Source organism: Faecalibacillus sp., from assembly GCF_047023275.1.
Lineage (GTDB): Bacteria > Bacillota_I > Bacilli_A > Erysipelotrichales > Coprobacillaceae > Faecalibacillus.
The window spans coordinates 15,679-38,879 of the sequence record NZ_JBKYAR010000001.1; the positions used below are offsets into that span (position 1 = coordinate 15,679).

The 23,201-nt window shown below is 26.2% G+C and carries 20 protein-coding genes; all 20 read right to left on the reverse strand.

Annotated features, from left to right (window positions below):
• Positions 1–8 precede the first annotated feature (8 nt).
• The 20 genes from ACLVEP_RS00095 to ACLVEP_RS00190 all read right to left on the reverse strand — a co-directional run bounded on the left by ACLVEP_RS00095 (position 9) and on the right by ACLVEP_RS00190 (position 23,109).
• Entirely contained in the window at positions 9–1,352 is a 1,344-nt protein-coding gene (locus ACLVEP_RS00095; RefSeq protein WP_412582081.1) for an ArnT family glycosyltransferase, read from the reverse strand.
• Between the two features lie 73 nt (positions 1,353–1,425).
• Entirely contained in the window at positions 1,426–2,115 is a 690-nt protein-coding gene (locus ACLVEP_RS00100) for a hypothetical protein (RefSeq protein WP_412582082.1), read from the reverse strand.
• 63 nt (positions 2,116–2,178) lie between these two features.
• The gene (gene cps2T / locus ACLVEP_RS00105) at positions 2,179–3,336 is read right to left on the reverse strand and encodes a beta 1-4 rhamnosyltransferase Cps2T (RefSeq protein WP_412582083.1); all 1,158 of its coding nucleotides are present in this window, start codon (positions 3,334–3,336) and stop codon (positions 2,179–2,181) included.
• 3 nt (positions 3,337–3,339) lie between these two features.
• Positions 3,340–4,176 (reverse strand): glycosyltransferase family 2 protein, encoded by an 837-nt coding sequence (locus ACLVEP_RS00110; RefSeq protein WP_412582084.1) that lies wholly within the window; start codon positions 4,174–4,176, stop codon positions 3,340–3,342.
• 11 nt (positions 4,177–4,187) lie between these two features.
• A complete protein-coding gene (locus ACLVEP_RS00115; RefSeq protein WP_412582085.1) occupies positions 4,188–5,270 on the reverse strand; it encodes a glycosyltransferase family 4 protein in 1,083 nt (360 codons plus the stop codon).
• Between the two features lie 8 nt (positions 5,271–5,278).
• The gene (locus ACLVEP_RS00120) at positions 5,279–6,241 is read right to left on the reverse strand and encodes a glycosyltransferase (RefSeq protein ID WP_412582086.1); all 963 of its coding nucleotides are present in this window, start codon (positions 6,239–6,241) and stop codon (positions 5,279–5,281) included.
• 115 nt (positions 6,242–6,356) lie between these two features.
• Positions 6,357–7,247 (reverse strand): dTDP-4-dehydrorhamnose reductase, encoded by an 891-nt coding sequence (rfbD, locus tag ACLVEP_RS00125; protein WP_412582087.1) that lies wholly within the window; start codon positions 7,245–7,247, stop codon positions 6,357–6,359.
• A gap of 77 nt (positions 7,248–7,324) precedes the next feature.
• Positions 7,325–8,266, reverse strand: a complete 942-nt coding sequence (locus ACLVEP_RS00130) for a glycosyltransferase family 2 protein (RefSeq protein ID WP_412582088.1) — start codon at positions 8,264–8,266, stop codon at positions 7,325–7,327.
• Position 8,267: 1 nt separating this feature from the next.
• The gene (locus tag ACLVEP_RS00135) at positions 8,268–8,666 is read right to left on the reverse strand and encodes a GtrA family protein (RefSeq protein WP_412582089.1); all 399 of its coding nucleotides are present in this window, start codon (positions 8,664–8,666) and stop codon (positions 8,268–8,270) included.
• 80 nt (positions 8,667–8,746) lie between these two features.
• On the reverse strand, positions 8,747–10,933 hold the full coding sequence (locus ACLVEP_RS00140; protein ID WP_412582090.1) for a glycosyltransferase family 2 protein: 2,187 nt from the start codon (positions 10,931–10,933) through the stop codon (positions 8,747–8,749).
• A gap of 12 nt (positions 10,934–10,945) precedes the next feature.
• Positions 10,946–11,719, reverse strand: a complete 774-nt coding sequence (locus ACLVEP_RS00145; protein WP_412582091.1) for an ABC transporter permease — start codon at positions 11,717–11,719, stop codon at positions 10,946–10,948.
• A gap of 12 nt (positions 11,720–11,731) precedes the next feature.
• Complete coding sequence (locus tag ACLVEP_RS00150; protein ID WP_412582092.1) at positions 11,732–12,865, reverse strand: ABC transporter ATP-binding protein; 1,134 nt, start codon at positions 12,863–12,865, stop codon at positions 11,732–11,734.
• A gap of 452 nt (positions 12,866–13,317) precedes the next feature.
• A complete protein-coding gene (locus tag ACLVEP_RS00155) occupies positions 13,318–15,240 on the reverse strand; it encodes a DUF6077 domain-containing protein (RefSeq protein WP_412582093.1) in 1,923 nt (640 codons plus the stop codon).
• Positions 15,241–15,255: 15 nt separating this feature from the next.
• Positions 15,256–15,597, reverse strand: a complete 342-nt coding sequence (locus ACLVEP_RS00160; RefSeq protein ID WP_412582094.1) for a DUF2304 domain-containing protein — start codon at positions 15,595–15,597, stop codon at positions 15,256–15,258.
• Positions 15,598–15,607: 10 nt separating this feature from the next.
• On the reverse strand, positions 15,608–16,279 hold the full coding sequence (locus ACLVEP_RS00165; RefSeq protein WP_412582095.1) for a glycosyltransferase family 2 protein: 672 nt from the start codon (positions 16,277–16,279) through the stop codon (positions 15,608–15,610).
• Positions 16,280–16,294: 15 nt separating this feature from the next.
• Entirely contained in the window at positions 16,295–17,416 is a 1,122-nt protein-coding gene (locus ACLVEP_RS00170) for a glycosyltransferase (RefSeq protein WP_412582096.1), read from the reverse strand.
• A gap of 14 nt (positions 17,417–17,430) precedes the next feature.
• On the reverse strand, positions 17,431–18,843 hold the full coding sequence (locus ACLVEP_RS00175; protein WP_412582097.1) for a flippase: 1,413 nt from the start codon (positions 18,841–18,843) through the stop codon (positions 17,431–17,433).
• Positions 18,844–18,855: 12 nt separating this feature from the next.
• Positions 18,856–19,854: a glycosyltransferase family 2 protein gene (locus ACLVEP_RS00180; protein ID WP_158561922.1), complete on the reverse strand. Its 999-nt coding sequence runs from the start codon at positions 19,852–19,854 to the stop codon at positions 18,856–18,858.
• A gap of 11 nt (positions 19,855–19,865) precedes the next feature.
• Complete coding sequence (locus ACLVEP_RS00185) at positions 19,866–20,786, reverse strand: glycosyltransferase (protein WP_230312895.1); 921 nt, start codon at positions 20,784–20,786, stop codon at positions 19,866–19,868.
• Between the two features lie 139 nt (positions 20,787–20,925).
• A complete protein-coding gene (locus ACLVEP_RS00190) occupies positions 20,926–23,109 on the reverse strand; it encodes a L,D-transpeptidase family protein (protein WP_412582098.1) in 2,184 nt (727 codons plus the stop codon).
• Between the last annotated feature and the right edge of the window lie 92 nt (positions 23,110–23,201).

Sequence of the window (23,201 nt, forward strand, 5' to 3'; positions counted from 1 at the left end):
TCACCTACTTAAATTATTTTATCACCAAAACAAACGACTACATAACTTATATAACATATAATAAATAATAAAATATAAATGATGATCATCGCTAATTCACTATATTTCATCTTTATTTTATATTTATCTTCAATAAGTTTACTCAAATACTCATAACCAACACTCATAAATAAAGCTATTGGAATCAAAATAGACATAACATATCTTCCTTGTGGTTGATAATCTATAGAATAAGAATACTTTATAGATAGAATAAAAGGAATAAGTATACATAAAATAAGACTTATCACAAAATAATTTTCAAATTTAAATCTTAATTGACACTTTCTTTTTAACGCTATTACCATCATGATGATTCCCAAAAGAATAATCATTAAATATAAATAAAAACGTTTTCCACTAATAATATTTTGCATATATCCAGTAGCACAAATAAAGCTTTTTATTGTTGTCATCAACCAATCAGTACCAAAGATCATCGAAAATAAACTTATTCCTTGATTTTGGTAAGTACTTCTTTGTGAAAGTTGATAGCCTTGCTTAGCATATTTTTCACCACATGCATACATTGAATTCATTCCTAAAAAATCACCATTATGAATCATTGCATTTCTTATAAAGAACCATCCTGCTACGATAAAAGCAAAAATAGCTATTAACATACCTTTCTTTAAGAAAGTTTTCAAATCAATTTTCTTTTTATAACAACTTACAAAATAAATAATAATACTACATAATATAAAACCATACGCATTATAATAAGTTAATGCACATAAGCCTATAGAAATCCCTAAGAAAATACACCACTTATAATGCCAATTTGTTTTAATTCCTTTAATCCATCCATATACAATTAAAGCTGTTGTAAAAATTGAAAAAGAATCATTATTTAAATAAAGCGATAAATACATAAATTGTGGTAATAAAGAAACAAAAATAGAAAATAAATATATAGTTAATCGATGATTAAAGATTTCTTCACCTATTTTACAACATACAAAAAATGTTAAAGCTCCTGCAAATACACTCGTTAATCTTGCTGCTATTAATAAATGTACTGTATTCGTTGTAAAAATTGATGCTATTTTCATAAAGAAAACACTTATCAATGAAGGAAGATATGGTGTAAAACCATATGAAAATCCCCATATTGCATTTAATATTTCTTTTTCATTTCCTTGTGGTAAATAGGAATGATGATAAATAAATAATGGTATATCATATCTCATATATTCATCGGGTGCTACATTCATACATAGTTTTGTTGAACAATAAAATAAAAATAGAAATAGAACAATTGTTCCTAAAATATAATTTTTATTTTGATTAATACATTGTTTTAGTTTTTTCATTAAATCTATCCTTTACACTATTAAATTATATGACTATATAAAAATAGCTGCTTATAAAAAGCAGATATTTTTATTATTTACTTGGATATTCAATACTGAATCCTCTAAATATTCCATTTCTATTTTCATTACAGCAATCAAACATATATTTGTATCCTGCATCATCTGTATAATGGAATCTACCATCAGTTTCTTGAGATGGTTCACCTAACATTCTTTTAACTTGAGCATATTTTACTTTATTATCTAATGCTAAAGTTCCTTCACTTGTTTCAACTTCAACACCTTTAGCTGCTTTATCATATTCTTCTTCAGCATAAACATCATATTTTACTTCAATAAATGTAACAGATGCTTCAGCTACACTAATTGTTTTTTTAGTAGGATTTTCATATCTTAAATAGAAACGAGCAACATCTCCACTATCTAATTCAACGCTTAAATAAGCTGCCATTGATGAAATACCTTCAGCATCTAAATCAACATCTTCTACTTTTTCATCTGTATCATTTAAAGTAACTTTTCCTACTTGAGATAAGTAATTAGCATATTCACCAACTGTTTCAGGAATAGCTATTTTTTTACCATCAATTGTAAAATATTTGATTAAACCATCAAACTCTTGAAAATCACTAACATCTTTGACTTTAATACTGCTTGATGTAGTAGATTTACTAGAATCCTTATCACTTGATTTACTACATCCTACTAATGACATTGATAAAACAAATGCCATTAATACAGCTGTTATTTTCTTTATCATAATTGTTCCTCCACGAAATTCTTCATTTCTTTTCTTTATTACTATATAACAATTTACAATTATCTACAAATCTTTTTTTCTTAAGAATAAATTTTCATAGTCAGATACAATTTTATCCCAACTATAGGCTGTTTTTATTCTTTCTTTAGCAGCTTTACCTAAAGTATTAATATACTCTTGATCAAATGTTTCTACATGTTCTATTAAATTCTTTAAATTTCCTTTTTCTTTACCCCAATAAATACTTGAATCTAAACCTACTTCTTGGTTAAAACCAACATTTAATAAAAGATTTAATTTTGTAGAACCTAATGCTTCTAATAAAGATGGATTTGTTCCACCTACTTCATGGCCATGTAAATAAGCAAAAGCATTTTTTCTAACACTTTTTAATAAAGCATCATCATAAATAGTACCTACGAATTTAATTCTTGTATCATTTTCAAAATGATATTTATTATTTAAAATATGATACAATTTATTATCTTGATATCCTGTAACAATCACTAAATCCTTTTTAGTATGTGAACTCATGAATTCACGAATCATTGTTTCATAATTGTTTTCAGGAACAAAACGTCCAACAATTAAATAATATTCTTTTTTTGAAACTTCATGTTCTTTGGCCCATACTGTAAATTTTTCATCATCACTGTTATCAACGACATCTGCTCCATAAGCAATAAAAGTTGTTTGAGGATGATATTTTTTATAATCTTCTTGAATATATTTTTCAATACTTTGTGAATCACAAACAACATAGTCTGCATTTTTAATCATCAATCTTTCAGATAATTTCCAATATTGTCTAATAAACCAATTCCATTTAGCTCTTTTAAATTCATGACCATCTGGATTAACAAAAACTTGAATATTCTTTGAATGAAACATTTTAACATATTTCTTTAAAAATGGACCAATACGACAAGCTAAAATATAAACAATAGCATCTTCAATTTGATGTTCATCAACATATTGATAAACAGCTTTTAAAGCAGCTATATCATAATAAACAGCTTTTGCTGGACCAATAGCAGGTACTTGTACCTTAAAACATCTTGCTTGATTATGTTCAAATTCTTCTTCATGATCAGACATACAAGCAACATGATATTTAATATCTTCACTTACTTTATATTTTGTTAAATATTCTACAAAAGTTTCAAAACCCCCATAATTAGCAGGTATTCCTTTACTCCCTATAATAAACACATTTTTCATATTTTACATACCTTTCCATAATAATTGATAGATCGTATTATATAAAAATAAATCTATATTTTTTATTGATGGAACTAATTTCCCTTGTTTTTTCATATTATATTTATATGTAATAGTTCTTTTCAATAAATCAACATTGACATTATGACAATATTCTTTTAATAAATCAACCATTTCCATGTTAGACTTATGCACTTGATCAATACTTCCAGAAACATTTTCACCTGTATATTTATGCGTATACAAAACATCATGATTCACATTGAATTGGCATTTATTTTCTATCATCAATAGCCATAAGAAGTAATCATCTGCTGAATTAACAGACATAATATTCTTTGTCCAATATTCTGGTATACTTGTTTTTTTAATCAAACAATGTCCTGGTGAAACAATTAGATCTCTTACTTTAATAAATCCTATTTGCTTCTTTAAATAATCTTGAGATCTTTTATTTTTATAAATCAAACATTTCCCATTTTCTGATTCCATAATTCCATTAGCAATACATAAATCAGCTTCTCCAATATGTTCTAATTGACTTTTAATAAAATTATCACTAATTTCATCATCTTGATCTAAAAATAAAATGTATTTTCCTAAAGCTTTTTTTAAACCGTTGATTCTTGTTTGGTGAATTCCTTGATTCATTTCATTATTAATAATTCTAATTGGAAAATCATGTTGACTACCTACAATAATTTCTTCATCAGGATAATCATTAACAAAAATAACTTCTATCTCTTTTTGACTTAATTTATAATTCATCTCTATTTTATTTAATAAAGATTCTATATATCCATTTCCCTTATAAATAGGAATAATAATTGATACATCCATACTTTCACATCCTATATTTCATTAAAAATATCCACTAAACTTTGAGAAATATCATTTACATCATATTCCTTTGCTGTTTGATAAGCATTTATTTTAATAGCATTGATTTGAACTTTATTCATTAATAAAACATCTTTAATCTTTCGACTTAAATCTTCACCATCTTTTGGTTTAAAGAAAAAACCATTTTCTTGATCTTTAACATAACTTGTGGGTCCTGCCATATTTGAAGCAATCACAACACACCCACAAGCCATAGCTTCTAATCCTACCAATCCTAAACTATCACTTTTACGATAAGTTGGAAAACAAAAAATATCAATAGCTGAATAGAATAAAGCCAATTCTTTTTGAGTTTGCATTGGATATTTTTTAATTACATTTTCTAAATGATATTCTTTGATAAGTTCTTCTGCTTTTTCTTCATCTTCACCAACACCTACCATTACAATTTGATATTGGTCTACATTTTCTAATAAACTGATAGCTTTTAAAAAGATTTCCCAACCTTTTCTTTTTTCATATCTTCCAATATAACCTATACATTTTTTATTTGTATCTAACTGTAATTTTTCTTTAGCATGATTTATTTCTTTAAAAATCTCAAAGTTAATACCTCCAGAAGGAAAGATTTTAATCATTGATTCTTTTAATCCATAATCTTCTTTCATTACTTTTTGATAATAACTAGAAGGAACAATGCAAATATCTACTAATGGTAAAGTAGATTTAACTAAAGGTATAAATTTTTCATCATGTTGATCTTCTGGAACAACATCATTTCCATGAACGTTAACAACAACTTTTATACTAGGTTTTAACTTTTTAATGATTTTAATTAATAAAGCACAATGAGAAATATAATGAGCATATAAATAATCATAATGATGAAACAAACATAAAAAGATACTTTTTAAATAAAAACCTATATACCCACCTAATTTCCCCAATTTACTATCTTTTTTCTTTAATGCTGATACATCTACTTGATAGCCATTATTTTCTAAAATACGGGCTGTATTTTGAACAAATACACCATAATGTTTATATTTTTTTGATGGATACATATTTGATATTAATAATATTTTTTTCATACACTCACCTATTTAATAATATTCACTAAATCTCCTAAAAAAGTTTTAATTCTTCCAAATCCTTTATATTTTCCTTTTAAAAAGTAAATAATTAAAGAAATTATTTTTTTATTTTCCATCATTGAAACTCTTTGAGTTAAATAGTTTTTATAATTGAAACAATATCTTTTTTGTTCTCTATTTAACTCTAATTCTAATGCAAAATTCACATTTTCTATTTGTGCCTTTGTTTGTTCAATACGTTCATTTACTCTTTGTTTCTTTTCATTTATAATATTACCTTCAACAATATTATCCATTCCAATTGTATTATTATTATGTATTCTATAATCCATAAGTGGTATATCTAAATAAAAACATCCATTTTTAACTGCAGATACAATATTCAATTCCCAATCATGAGGTAACTTTCCTGATGTTACTTTTAAATAGTTTTCTTTAATTTCTTTTTTTATTGCCATACAGCATCCTTGAGAAAAATTCATTTCTAATAAACTCTTTAAATCTATTTCTGTTAATTCTTCTGTTACTTCTTTAAAAAGTAAATTATTATTTGAACGTCCTTTAATTTTATTTACTTCAAAACATTTTCCATCTTGATCCATAAAATTAAAACTTGATGCAAGTGATAAAATATGAGGATTCTTCATCTTTTCAACCATCACTTCAATTTTATTTAAATGCCAACGATCATCTTGATCACTTAAAAAAATGATATCTCCATCTACTATTTCTAATCCTTTTTTAAAGTTCTTACGATATCCTAAATTATTTTCATTTTTTATAAGTTTCCAATTAATAAGTTTATAACCATCAATATATTGATGAATAAGTTCATAACTATTATCTGTAGAAACATCATCTAATAAAATAACTTCATCTATTGGATATGTTTGTTTTCTAATAGAATCCAATTGTTCAATTAAATACTTTTCGCCATTATAAACAGCCATTACTAATGATACTTTCATAATTACTACCTTTCTTTTGTTAGAAATAGTATAACATAAACAACTCCCCATGTTATAGTGATGGCAAAAACTTTATTTTAAAAAAACTAGTACTTTTTAAAGTACTAGTCGTAGCTTAATATTCAATTTCTTTTAAATATCTACTTAATGCATCTTGCCATGTAGGAAGTGGTTTAAAACCATTTTCTACAAGTTTAGATTTATCTAATCTACTATTAAATGGTCTGGCAGCTTTAGATAATCCATATTCTTCAGTTGTTACTGGTAAAACTTCTGTAGTATACCCTGCTTGTTTAAAGATTTCTACTGTAAAATCATACCATGAAATATATCCACCTTCATTAGTAGCATGATAATAACCATATTTATCACTTTCAGCCATATCCACTAATAATCTTGCAAGATCAAATGTATATGTTGGTGTACCAATTTGATCATTAACCACTTTAACTTGTGGATATTTCTTTCCAACATTTAACATTGTTTTAATAAAGTTTTTACCATTAACACCAAATACCCAAGCAATACGAACAATAAAATATTTATCTAAATTTGAAGAAACAGCAAGTTCACCTTCTAATTTAGTTTGTCCATAAACATTCAACGGTTTATAATCTTTACAATCTGGATCCCATGGTGTTTCACCTTGTCCATTAAATACATAATCAGTAGAAATATAAATCATTTTACAATCTAATTTTTTACATACTAAAGCAATATTTTCTGTTCCTTTAGCGTTAACCGCTCTTACTTTTTCTACTTTATCATCATCTTCTGCTAAATCAACAGCAGTCCATGCTGCACAATGAACAACAACATCAGGATTAATTTCAGTAATAACTTTTTCTACAGCATCATTATTAGTGATATCTAATTGAACATATTTTTCAAAATGTTCATTACTTTCAGTAATATCACTTCCAATAGCTTCATATCCTCTTTGTTTTAATTCATTCATAACGTCATAGCCTAATTGACCATTAACACCTGTTACTAATACTTTCATTGATTTACCTCCAATTTGCATACTCATTATAGCATATTCTTGAATTAACACCTATAAATGTTCTTATAAAAGAATTATCATTTTTTATTTTCTATATTTGTATCCTTTACAATATAAACAGGTCTTTTCTTTGTTTCTAAATATGTTTTAGATAAATATTGTCCTAATATTCCTGTACAAAATATTTGTATTCCACCTATTAAAGTAATAATACAAACAAGTGATGGCCAGCCACTTGTAGGATCATTAAAAATAAGGGTTCTTATAATAATGAAAATAATAAAGATGAAAGCTACAAATAACATCAACATGCCTAATAGTGAAGCAATCGCTAATGGTGCTGTTGAAAAAGCTACAATTCCTTCAATACTATATAATAATAACTTCCAAAATGACCACTTTGTTTCTCCAGCAACTCTTTCTACATTTTCAAATTCAATCCATTTAGTTTTAAATCCAACCCAACCAAATAAACCTTTACTAAAACGATTATATTCCTTTAATTCTAATAAAGCATTCACAAATTGTCTTGTCATCAAACGATAATCACGAGCTCCATCCATTAATTCAGTATCAGATATTTTATTCATAATTTTATAAAACATTCTAGCAAAAAAAGATCTAATTGGTGGTTCCCCTTTACGTGTCACTCTTCTTGTTGCAGCACTATCATAGCCTTCTTCTCTAATGGCTTTTAACATTTCAGGTAGTAATCTTGGGGGATCTTGTAAATCAGCATCCATTAAGCACACATAATCTCCTGTACTATTTTCAAAACCTGCATACATCGCCGCTTCTTTTCCAAAGTTTCTTGAAAAAGAAAGATATTTGACTCTTGAATCTTTTCTAGCAAGTTCCATCATGATTTCTAATGTTTTATCTTTTGAGCCATCATTTACAAATAATAGTTCAAAATCCACATCATTCATTTCATCCATAACTCTACTCATTTCTTGATAATAATAATGCAAAGCTTCTTCTTCATTATAACAAGGAACGATAACCGTAATCTTTTCCATTCTATTTAGCTCCTTTAAAAACAACCAACTTACTTAAAACATAATTTAATACAACGACAATCACATTAACAATCACTTTAGCGATAACATCATTAACAATATTAAAATAAACAAATAGCCACATCAGTACCATATCTAAAATTCCTGTAGCTAATCTAGAACTAAAGAAAGAAATTGCTTCTTTCAAAATATTTTGACTATTACTTTCAAAAACATATTTTCTATTTGTGATATAGGCAAATAAAACAGATAAAAACCATGCTAATGCATTAGAAATCAAATAATTAATATGTAAAAGTTCTGCACTTACAAAATACACAACAATATTAACAAGTGTTGTAAGAACGCCAAATACTAAATACATAATTATTTCTTTATATCTTATTAATAATTCTTTCATTTTCTTCTCCTAACAAAAAAGTGCTCTTTATGTCATGGACATACTAGCACTTTTTTATTTAGTATTCAATTTTATAATTCTTAATTTTTCTTATCTAAAACAAACGCCTTTTTCAAACTTAAATTTGGATTATAGAAACGATCACTATATAACATATAACCCCATTTATCTTTCATATAATCATGTTCTTGTACAAAACGGCGATATTTAGCACTATTTGTATCAACTGTATCATCACCTCTAGATTTAGATTCATAATGATAAAGTTCTACTTGATTTAAACAAATATTGTAATAACCTTGTTTTAATAATTTTAAGTTGAAATCAACATCATTAAATGCAACTTGTAACTCTTCTTCTAAACCATTGACTTCTAAATACTTTTCTTTAGAAACCATTAAACATGCTGCTGTAACAGCACTGTAATTAAATGGGACTGATAATCTTCCATAGAAACCAACATCTTCTCTAGGATTATCAATAAAGCAATGTTGAGCAATTCCCCCAATACCTAAAATAATACCAGCATGTTGAACTGTATTATCAGGATATAATAATTTAGCACCTACTGCACCAATATGTGGTTGCATTGCATAACCAACCATTACTTGTAACCAATGTGGTGTAATAATTTCAGTATCATTGTTTAATAAAACAATATATTCACCTTTAGCAGCTTGTACAGCTTGATTATTGATTTTAGAATAGTTAAATTCATAATTAGCATCAATAACTCTAAAGTTAGAATATTTATTTTGATATTTTTTAAATAAATCAAAAGTTTCTTTCTTTTCGCTATTGTTATTCATTAAAATAACTTCATAATTTTTATACGTTGTTTTTTCAAATAATGATTTTAAACATTGTTCTGTAATATCTGCATAATCTTTTGTTGGAATAATGATTGAAACCATTGGTTCTGTTTCATATTCATATCTTACTAAATAATAAGGCACTCTTGGATGAACAGTTACTTTAGCTTTAATTCCACGTCGTTTTAAAGCATCTTCTACTGCCATTCTTCCTTTTTCAACAGCATAACCTTTACTATCAATAGTAGCAGCAGTTGAACCCTCAATCATTCTCCAATGATATAAAATCTTTGGAATATGGTAAACACGTTCTGGTGTTGTTTTTTCTAAAAATCTTAAGAAAATATCATAATCTTGCGCCCCTTCATAACCTACTCTAAAACCACCGATTTCATCAACAATTGATTTTCTCATGATTTCAAAGTGACAAATATAGTTACTTCCAAGTAATGAATCAGGTGCATAATCTGATTTAAAATGAGGATCTCTTCTTAATCCTTTCATATCCATCTTATCTTCATCCGTGTAGATAAAATCTAATTCTTTATTTTTATTTAAAACAGCGACACATTCAGCTAATGCATTTCTAGCAAGTAAATCATCATTATCCATTAAACCAATAAATTCACCACTAGCAATATTTAAAGCATCATTTGTTGCTTTAGAAATATGTCCATTTTCTTTACGATGATGCACTTTGATTCTAGAATCTTTCTTTTCATATTCATTTAAAGTATCAATTGTTTCTTGTAAAGTTGAACAATCATTAGATAAACATATTTCAAAATTTTGATATGTTTGATTTAAAATAGAATCTAAGCATTCTGCTAAATATTTTCTTTCCACATTATAAACAGGAATACAAATCGAAATAAGTGGATTGTAATCAAATTGTGGATGTTCATCAAATGGCTTTTCATTTTCTTCTAACCATAAAAGATATTCTTTTTGATTTAAGAAATTATAAGCATCCAAAAATTTATTCTTATTCTTCTTATTTTCTTTAATACGTCTTTTACTTTGTTTTAATCTATTTGGAGTTAAAATAAAATGATATTCTTTCGCAATATATTTAACTTCTTTACCAATAGCATAAGTATTTACTTTTACTTTATTATTTGTTTCTTTTGTTTTTCTAGCTGTTTTTTGTAAAAGAGTTCTAATCTTTGATTTAATTCTCTTCATTAAAGTATTTTTTCTCGTACAAACAAGTTCTTTTTTACCATCATGTACTAAATAAACCTTTATTTTAGAATCATCTTTACTTAAAGATAATGTTAATTCATAGTTATCACTTGCTAGATCTGGCAAAAAGCGTACGTCTTTAACCTTTCCATCAACAGTAACTTCAAAAGAATAATCTTTTAAAGTACAGTTACCATACATAATAAATGTTGGATTAACAAGACCATGAACCTGTGCATCTCTGACGTTTATATAATCTAATGTCTTCATGTCTATCACCCCTTATATTTCTTCAGCAAATCCTTTTTCTAATTTTCTAAAGATAAACATACCTAATACAAAACAAATAAGAGCCATTACAACCATATAAATTACACTAGACATTGCTGGTAATGTATGATACATAAAACAATCACGATAGGCACTTACAATATGTGTAAAAGGATTTAAATAGAGCACCCAACGAATTGCTTCCGGGAATAATTCTACTGGATATAAAATAGGTGTTCCATAAAATAACATATTGATAACGAATTGAATAATATATTCTGTATCTTGAATATAAACATTAATTGCACTTAATCCTAAAACCATTCCTGCTGTAATAACAAATTGAACTAAGGCAATAAATGGTACTAATAAAATATGCCAACTTAAACCAAGTCCACCAAATACACAGAAAATAATGATAATAATACATGCTATAAAGAAATTAACCAAACCACTTAAAGTAGCTGATATTGGTAAAATTTCTCTAGGAAAGTATACTTTTTTAATAACCCCCGCATTGTTTTTAATACTTCCCATTCCAAGTCCCATAACTGTCGTAAAGAAGTTCCAAGGAATAACCCCACAAATTAGATATTGAAGATAATTATCAGTTTTAATTCTCATAATATAAGGGAAAACAATCGCATAAACTGCTACCATCAATAAAGGATTTAAAAATGACCATAACACTCCTAAAAAAGAGCCTTTATATTTACCTCTAATATCTTTTTTTACATTCGTCTTTAATAATTCACGATAGTCATATAAGTTTTTAAATAATTTCATTTTCTTTTTCTCCTATATGATATTAATCTTTAAATCTTTTTCAGATATAACTTTATCTTTTTCATCTAATAATTGAACATTAATAGAATGCTCACCTAATTCTTGTTGAGTTATATCTACAAAATAATCAAATCCACACTCATCATCATTTGTTCCATAACCACCATATTTTTCTTGATAAGCCATTAAAACATCACTTCTATTAACTTTTCTCATTTCTGTAATTTCTTGATCATCAAAAGTCACCTTTAAATGATCATTAAAACAATCACTCAACGACCATCCTGAAATTGTAAATTTTGAAGCATCTTTTTTTATTTCTGCAAATGATTGAGGAATATCAACAACCACAATACCATGATATGTATCTAATGGTTTTTGATATTTTTTCTTTGCTTCTTCTTTATGATCTAATTTAACTTGTTTTAAATATTCATCAATAACATATGTTGGATCCCCATCTAATCTAAATTCACCTTTATAGATCCAAACAGCACGCGTACATAAATCCTTAACTGTATCCAAACTGTGTGAAACAATGACAATTGTCTTATCACTATCTCTTAATTCTTTTAACTTATCAAAACATTTATCTTGGAAATGTTGATCACCAACAGCTAAGATTTCATCAATTAATAAAATTTCAGCATCTACATTAATAGCAATTGAAAAAGCAAGTCTCATATACATCCCAGAAGAATAAGTTCTAACTGGATTATCAATAAATTCTCCAAGTTCAGAGAATTCAATGATATCATCTACTCTTTTTTCAATTTCAGCTTTTGTTAAACCAAAAACAGCAGCATTAAAATAAATATTTTCTCTTCCTGTAAAATCTTGATGGAAACCTGCACCCAATTCAAGTAACGAAGTCAACTTACCATGTGTTTCAATTGTCCCTTCATTAGGATAAATAATCTTAGTCATCAACTTCAATAAAGTTGATTTACCACTTCCATTTGTTCCAATCAAACAAACAGTTTCACCTTTTTTAATATCTAAATTTATATTCTTCAATACCGTATGAACTTCTCTATTGCTTTTTCCAAAAGATAACAATCTTTCTTTTAAAGTATGAGCTTTGTCATACTCAACTTTGAAATATTTTGTCATATTTCTAACTTCAATAGCATTTTCTTTATTCATAAGACCTCCGCTAAATCTTTTATAATTTTATATATAAAAACCTCTAAAATATACCATATACATATTCTTTTGTCCAACACTTCGTAATTCTATTATATTCTATCACATCTTTTGTATATATTTTAAAATTAAATTAGTTTCATACAAAAAAATGATGATTTTTATAATTAATCATCATTTCTATACTATTTTCTTATTAATTTTATAATATACAAGAAACTTATATTTATTAATTCACTATCAAATTCAAACTTCTTGTATTTAACTATTATTCTTTAAAATAATATTTACGTATTAATATTATTTTAAATCAATTTACCTTCATTATAAAATACATTTCTGAAAAGTGTTACATCTCTATCACTATCATCATTTGCTACTAGACAAAAATTATATTTGATACTTCAGTCGTATCCATCATTATAATTTATTGACATATCAATAAATTATATTTATCTATAATAAATATAATAACTATTTTGATAAGAAATTCCTGTATATTTTTTCATACCAATTTTTTGCATTTCTTGATCTACACAATTAAGAGTAACTACACAATTAATTGGATATTCATTTAACATTTTTTCAAAGTTTTTTAATGTTTCCGTGTTTCTATAAGAAATAAATTCATCAAAAATTCGTTGATTATCAGCTGAATAATTTGCAAACTCAGGCTCAATACTTCCTGGATATCTATTATATGCCGATAAAGAAACAGTAGAAGGAGATAGCTGTCTAATAGATATTGCAAGTGAGTATGTAATACCTTCTACCCCTATTCCCTCTGGCATAATTGCATATAATTTTTCATTTTTTTCCTTTGAAAGTTGTTCTAAACAATCTCCTAAAAAGACAATCGACTGAGGTACAAAATATTTATTTCTTAGAAAAATTTCTACTGTATCTGTTAATTTATTCATTGAATAATTAACTTGTGCAAATATACTTACAAAGAAAAAAATCAAAGATGCACCAAACATAAATATTGAGTAAAAATAGTATTTAATTTTTCTAGACACTATTATTTTCTTTAATATCATAACTAAGCAAAAAACAGCAAACATAATAACAAAAGTAAATACCCCTGTTAAAAATCTACATGCTACAAAATCATACATTGATAATTTTTCAAAAAGATTATTGATAGGTTCAATTAATGTTAGCCCAAACAATAACAAAATATAACCACATATTTCTAACATAACTGATTTACATTTAAAAAATAGATTAATAAATATAATTATAAAGGAAATAGCAATTATAATAGATTTAGAATTACTTATAAATTGATTTCGATATGTATTCGCTATTCCTATGTTATCTCCAATTAAATAACCTACACCCATTAATAAAACTATTAGTGCAAATAAAAATATCCACATTTTTTTTTGTTTTATAAATATAATGAAACAAATACATATCGCACTTACAAAAATTAAAGGTAAAGCTATAGACGATTTAGACATGAGGACTAACGATGTTATTCCAAACCAAAAACAATCTTTAAATTTTATTTTTTCTTTTCCAATAAATGGTGTTAGTAGCATCACTAATCCCATACTTCTTACAATAGAGGATCCATAATACATAGCTGTTGCATTTTGCCATCCATCTTGCAATTGATGTAAATTGTACAATTTACTTAAATCATAATTAAAAGAAAAAATCATGATAAAGATTGTTAAATATTGCAACATATTTTGATCTAATTTTATTTCAACTCCAAGTTGATCATTAACTTTTTCAAAAAAACAATATGATACACAAGCAAATAAAAAATAATTAACATAGGATAAACATCCTCTAGCAAAAAAAGTTGGTATAATTCTAAGAATATAAATATAAACTGAAGCTTCTAATTCAAAAATATTATAATTATATGAGTTTGATAAACTCACATTTCCTAACAAACCAGTACCAGGTACAACTGCAAAAGGATGATCAATGTAAGGTAATGTAGCAATCCTATTTAGGTAATAACCATCATCTAAACAATTATTCATCCAGTACCATCCTATTTTAACTGTAGAAATTAAAACCAAGATACTTGCTAAAAAAAATAAAAACCAGTATTTTTTTACAAAATCATATAAATCTCCATTAAATAAGCGTATTTTTTTAGTATATATTCTATATACTGAAAAAATAAGAATACTTAAGCTCAAAATTAGAAAATATATAAAAAACATATTCCAAGATAGATTTAATAATTGTATAGGTATCCCTACAATAGCTAAAAATGAAGCAAAAAATATATAACCAACTACAAATCTTTTGGGAGCACTCTTTGTTTTTGGTATTAATGCAGAGCCAAAGACATATAAAAATGATATATATGCAATTATGAAAATTGCACCTTTTACATAATTCAGCATTTTATAATTTCCTTCCTATTTCAAATCGTTTTTCTTTTTCAAAATAGCAATTTCTTGAATTAAGTCCTTTTGCTTTTCTTCTAACATAGAAACCTTATTAAATAAAATATAAACTAAAATAATGAGCATAAAAATAATAGCAGCAAAAACCATATTTGCAGTTGAAATGACACCTATAAGCCTAGCTGCAAAAAAAGCAATCTGTGGAAAAATACTTAAAATAATTAATGCTATCGAACAAAGAATCCATGCTAAAGCATAATCAGTTCTTAATTTACCTTTTTTAACATTCTTTACTAAAATAATAAAGAATAAAACAGTGGCTATAATTAATAATATTTGTAATGTTAAACTCATACTTTACCTCCTAATTAAAGAATATAATTGTTATTAATACTTTTAACATATATTGAATAGAACTTCCTATCCCTGTATAGATACTTGTACCGGCAAGTCTATCTTCCATCTTAACTTGTACTTCTTTTGCTTTATAACCTTTTTTTAATTGAAAAGCAAGTGTATCAGGTTCTGGTTTTCTATTTAATTCAAAAGCATAATCTTTAATCAATTCTTTATTAATAATTCTCATCCCACTAGTAGGATCATTAATTGTAACTCCTGTTGTTAGCTTGATCATTGTTGTAATAATTCTACTACCTAGCATTCTCATACTAAAATGTTTCTTTTCATCCACAAATCTTGATCCTATAACAATATCATAACCATTTTCTATTTCTTTTATTAAACTAGGTATGTATTCTGGTAAATGTTGCCCATCACCATCAAATTGAATAGCTGCATCATAATTATTATAATAAGCATATTTATACCCTGTTTGTACTGCACCAGTTAATCCTAAGTTAACCGGCAAATCAATATGATTAATATTATTCTCATCTAAAATTTTCCCTGTACTATCTTTAGAACAATCATTGATTACAACATAGTCGCAATCAATATTAGCATTTTCAAGATTTCTAACAACTCTTAAAATGCTTTCTTCTTCATTATACGCTGGAATTATAACTAAAGTTTTCATTTTGTACCTCCATTTTTATTTTAATATTTCTAACCATTTTTTTCTTGATTCTTTTCTTGAAAAGCAATCAAACTCGTTAAGTGCGTTTTCACTTAATTTTTTTAATAACGCCTGATTATTCATTAATATAATTAACTTGTCTGCTATTTCATTAGGATCTTCTATAATATATCCATCATAGCCATCTGTAACCGTTTCATTCACAGCTTCTCCCCAAAATGTTGTAATTGTAGGAGTAGCATTAGCTTTTGCCTCAATAATTGTTAAGGGAAAACCTTCAATAGTTGATGTAAGTAAAAAAACCGCATAATTAAAATAGATATGTTTATCATTAATAAATCCCTTTAAAATAACATAATCTTCTAAATGTAATCGATAAATTTCTTCTTTAAGACTTTCATACATTTCACCTGTACCATAAATATCAATTGTAAAATTTTGATTTTTTTCTTTTAAGATAGCAGCAACACTTAATAATTTAAAAAGATTTTTTTCAGAAGATAGACGTCCAACAAACAAAAATTTATTTTTTACCTGTTCATAATCTTTTATAGCACATATTTTTTCTACGTCAATCGTATTATACATATAATCTGTTAAATATTGATTTTTTGCCTTATTTGCATCCACTTTGCTTCTAAATAAAATGAGTTGTGGTCTAGTCATCAACATACTTTGCAATTTACCTAATTTATTGCTTCCAAAAAAGTACTCATACTTTGTATGAATTTCTAATATAAAATTTAAATTTCTAGGCATAAAGATTGCTGCTGATGGTGAAGAAACAACAACACGATCATCATTATAAATCATTTTAGATATCTTTTTCTTTATAATTGGAATAGAAAAAAAATATAAAAATAAACTTTTTATGCCATAGATAAATTTTTTTATATTTTTTTCTTTTAATAAGTAAGAAAATATTTTATAAAAACGCATATCTATTAAATTTTTATCAACAACATGTATTGGATATTGATCAAATAAATTTTTATTTTTCTTATTTGTATTAAATATTGAAACAATATGAATTTCAAAGTCTTGGTCTAATAGTTTTACCAAATTAAAATATGTTGCTATAAGCCCACCACTTTCTTTACTTGGAATTTGATCAAAGACAATATATAATTTTTTCATATAAACCTCACATTTTATTTTTTAAAATGAATATTTTCTAAAAGTTTATCTTTAGATACAACTAATAATCCTAAATAAACAATCATTGCACATCCTATTTGTAAAACAGTTGTATAAATATGTGTATCTAATAGATACCATACAACTAAAGAACAACCACAAGCGATACAACCAAATAAAGTATATCTTATAAAACTTCTTGACATATCTTTTATTTTTATATCTTTTAACATGTAATAGAATTGAATAATTGTTACACTAAATTCTGCAAAAATTGTTCCTAACACTGCTCCATAAACTCCTAAAATTGGAATTGTTATAAAATTAATAACAACATTTATAATTGCAGCAAAAACACTTGAATATGTAAGATAACGTGTATTTTTTGTAGGAACCAAATATTGTGAGCTTGAAATACTTGATAAACCTCTTGCGATAATAACAGGACACAAAGTAATAATAATATAAGAAACTTCTAAATATTCACTTCCATAAAACCAAGGTACAAATCCACATGATATGCTCATCAATCCTAAACACATAGGAATAATCAACATGATTGAAAAATCAACTGTGGCTTGTAAACTTTTTGTTAATCCTGCATGATCATTATCTATAAAATATTTTGAACTTTTAGGTAACATAACAGTACTTATAGCTGTTATAGCCGTTACAGGAATTTTAACAATTTTATCTGCTAAATCATAAAAAGCCAAAACAGCAGAATCATCTAATATCCATTCCAACATAATTTTATCCATTTGATAAAAGACAAGTGTTACTATTTGTGGTAAAGCAATTTTTAAAGTTGGAATAAGATGTCTAAAGATATTTAATTCTTTAAAATTTGGTATTTCAAGCACTCTTTTTAAATTCTTATAACATATTAAAGTTCCTAATGCTTGGCATATTCCCATTAAAAGAATATATTTTAATAAATCTGCTGGTGATTTTATAAATATAAAAATACAAAAAACATTTACTGTTTTAACTAAAACCGTTCTTAAAACAACTGTTTTAAAATCTTCCAATCCATTAAATACCCAAACAACATCTAAGAAAGAACCCGCAAACCAAATTATTTGGTAAATAGAATACATTTCATATTTTGTTCCTTTCATAAAGAAACAATAACAAAAATATGATATTGCTAATAAAATAATTCTTAAAATCATTATTTCAAAGAAAGTTTTAGAACGCTCCTTTTTATTATCCTTTGAATAAGCTATTTCACGTATACCATAATTAGATAATCCTATCAACCCAATTGTCATAAAAACCTGTGAAACAGAGTCAATATATGTATAAATTCCTAAATTCGTTGGTCTTAAAATTCTTGAAATATAGGGAGATGTAATTAAAGGTACAATTATTCCTAATAATTGTACACAACAACTGTAAAAAATATTTGTAAGTGTTTTTTTCATAAAAACTCCTTTTTATTTATTCTTATTTGCAAGTGCAATTCCTTTAATAAAATCTTTTAAAACAGGATGAGATGTATTTCTATGAATTTCTTGTTGTTTAGATAATACATCTTTTAATACAATAAATGAATTTTTTATTACATTACTATTTGCAAAATTTTCTCTTTTTTTCCAAAAATGATAATTATCTAACACATATCCATAATAAACCTTATTAACATTTTTCATTTTACAATAATCTATCAAGGCTTCTAACAAAGGCAATCTTATTTCAGCATATAGATTATCTCTATTTTTATTACCATCTTCTCTTTTCGCAAATAATCTTTTCAACAAGTTCATATTCACTTTTTTATTAACACCAATAGTATTATTTTCATGTTGTCTATATTTAAAAAGCATTTCATCTACATAATATAATCCATTATTAATTGCAGCAATAACACCTAACCAATAATCATGTGCCCATTTTTCAGGAAAAGGCATTGCAAAATCTAATAATTCTTTTTTTAAAGCTGCCGCAGCTCCTGTAACATAATTATCCGCAAGAATATGTTTAAGAATTTCATCATTACTTTTCATATAATCTTTTTTAAAGGAAATAGATTCAAATAAGCTTATCTTATAATTTAAATCTTTGTCTGTGACTTCACCATTACTAAAAACAAGTAAAGCTTCTTTATTTTCTTCAAATTTTTGATACATTGCTTCTACTTTATTTTCCATCCAAACGTCATCTTGATCACATAAAAAAATGATATCTCCTGTACATAAACTTAATACTTTATAAAAGTTTTTCTTAAAGCCCATATTTTTTTCATTTTTAATAAGTTTATAATTTATAGATGTATTGTTCAAAGCATTTTCAACTAAAGTTGTAGTTTGATCACTAGAACAATCATCACAAATAATGATTTCATCAACTTGTTTTGTTTGATTAATAATACTTTTTAATTGTTCTAAAATATATGTTTCCCCATTATAGGTACACATTGCTACTGAAATTTTCATATAAGCCCCCATTAACTATATAAAGTTACCATTACAAATCTATAAATTTTATTAAGATAATATTTTGAAGCAAATAATAATAATAAGCCATTTTTTATAAACGAAATAAACGATTTATTTTCTATATCATTTAAAGCATCATTGAAATATTTATTCGCTTTTAAATATTTTTTGGCATTTTTTGAATTATTATGTTCTTTTACATAATTGTGTGCATCTTCTATAGATGCTATTTGTTTTTTACTATATTGTTTTGTGATATAGCATCCATATAGATATTGTTCAAATAAATTAGAACGAGAAATACTGTCAGATGTCATTCTATATTTTAAAACAACTTCATTAAGATTAGATATCTTATATCCTTTTAGAATTGCTCTTAATGTAAAATCATAATCTTCACATAAAGGCATTTGTCTGTATCCTTCTAATTGCTCAAATACTTCTTTTTTTCCAAACCAAGTAGGATGAGAAATAACTTGATTATATTTAATACATTTTTTGATTTTATTAAAATCAGTCGGTACTTTTTTAATAGAATAAATCGTTTTACCATTTTCGTCTATCATATGTGATAAACCACCAATTAAATCATAATGATATTGATTTAAATAATGTAATTGTTTTTCTATTCTATCTGGCATAGAAACATCATCTGCATCCATTCTACAAATATATTTACCTTTTGAAAGTGATAATGCTTTATTTAATGTTTTTGTTAATCCCATATTTTTTTCATTAATATAAAAACGTATTCTATCATCATTTTTTTGATAATTTTCTATACACCTAATATGTTCAATATTTTCAGGATTATCTAAAATAATAATAAATTCAAAATTATTATATGTTTGCTTTAAGATAGATTCTATCGCTACTTTTAATAGTTCTATTTTTTCTTTATATGTTGCCATTATTACTGATATTTCCATCATAATTTTCCTTTCATCCTGTCCTATATTAACATAATTACATTTATATCTCAACATATCATTTTTAAACGTATTTCTCTTTAATATATTAAAAATCCCTTGTCGCTATTTTAACTTCCAGGGATTTTTATCATTATTTTTATATATTTGGGTCTGTTGGATCCCATGTTTGACTCGTAGAAATTTTAGGAGCTGTAGGTTTACTTAATGGATCTTTACCACTTATAATATCAACTCTTGTTCCTAAACTACAATTATCATAAATCCATTTAGCATCTCTACACATCAATCTAACGCAACCATGCGAACAAGTTGTTCCAAGTTTATTAAATTCACTCGTTTGTAATGTATATGGATTTTGTTGACCGTATGGTAATGAATGAAATAATATACCATTTACAATTCTGGTGCAGTATTGCCCATAGCTTGGACCCACTAAATATCTCCATCTGTATTTTACAGGTGTATAATATGTTCCATATGGTGTCCCATTGCCTGTTGAACAAACAAATCTTTTATAGGCAATATTATAATCGCCTGTACCATTAGCTGCTAATACGGTTACAACATTTGTTGATTTATTTACTCGTAGTACATATGAGCTTTTCATACCTAACAATCCTTGAGCATCTTCATATAATGTTCCATTTGCATCTTTACATACTTTAAATCCATTTTTATCTTCAAACGTTATGCATGATAAATGAGAAATACCTAGATTGGTAATATTTTTAGGATATAGTTTTATTTGAATTGATTCAATTCTATAGCCTCCACCAGTTGTACCAGCTATTCTATCATTACATGTCCATCCTAGCCAACCAAAATCCTGACATTGAACCCTATAGAAAACATCATAATAATTACTAATTTCTCCTGTAAGTCTTATTTTAATAGCTTCTATTCTTTTTGATTGTCCTATTGTACCTGAAATAGAATCATTACTAGAATAATTCACCCAGCCATAATCTTGTACATGTGTACTATATTCAATATTTCCTTCATAGGAATTATCACCTAATCTGATTTTTAAAGCCTCTAATCTCAACCCTTGCCCTACAGTTCCACTTGTATTACCATTATTAACATAATTTTGCCATCCAATATTTTGTACATGTGAACTATATTCCACTTTTCCTTGTTCAACAAAAGGTCTAGAAATATCTCCAGGCGCATTTCCACCTTTTTCAACTAAACATATTTGAATTGCTTCTACTCTTAATTCAAGTCCTTCAGTACCTGCTTTAGAATCATTGCAAGTCCAAGACATCCATCCTAAATCTTGTGCATGTACTCTATAATAGACATCATAATAATTACTTATTTCACCAGTGAGTTTGATTTTTATAGCTTCTACCCTTTGGGATTGACCTGATGTTCCACTTATAGAACCATTCTTTCGATAAGATTGCCATCCTATATCTTGAATATGAGTACTATATTCTACACTTCCACTATAAGATAAATTACATAATGAAACCTTTATTGCTTCTATTCTTTTTGATTGTCCTGACGTTCCACTTGTTTTTCCATCTCCAACATTAGATAACCATCCATAATCTTGTACGTGTGTTGAGTAATAAATATATCCAGGATAAATAAATGGATTTTGCGTGTTTTCAGGTATTTGGTCACCTTTTTTTATTAATTTAATTTCTATACCTTCTAATCGTTTACCATAAGTTTCACTACCAGCGCTTGCTCCATTACAAGCCCAATCAAGCCATCCATTATCTTGAATATGTACTCTATAATACACATCATAATAATTTGCTATATCTCCTACTAGCTTAATCTTAATAGCTTCTAATCTTTTTGATTTTCCTTCTGTTCCACTTAATTGATCATCTGATACAAAACTGGTCCATCCAATATCTTGAATATGAGTTGCATATTCAATGGATCCTTCGTAACTTCCTAAATCCAACTTCATTTTAATAGCTTCTAGTCTCTTTGATTTGCCAACAGTTCCAGAAACGCCTTCACTTATATAATTACTCCATCCGTAATCTTGTACATGTGTTTTATACATTATTTTTGGTGTAATTACTTCCTCTGGTGAATTTGTTGTAACTTGATTAGTTATTTCATCGTTCCCTTCAGTAGTATTAATTTCACTGTTTTCATTATCATCTACTATTTCAGTATTCTCATTTTGATCTACATCTTGTAAATCATCTTCATTTATAGAAGAATCATTTGTATTATCTTCTACTACTTCATTGGAAGAATTTTCTATCTGATTTGTTTCAAAAGCTTTTACATTTAAAATAGTACTGAAAATCAATAGCAATGAAACTATAATGCTTAATGTCTTTTTCACATTCTCACCTCCCTAACTTAAGTTTACAACATTTATTAACATATAAAAAGGTAAATATTTGGTCGTTCAGTATCTAAAACTGTTGTTTAGTA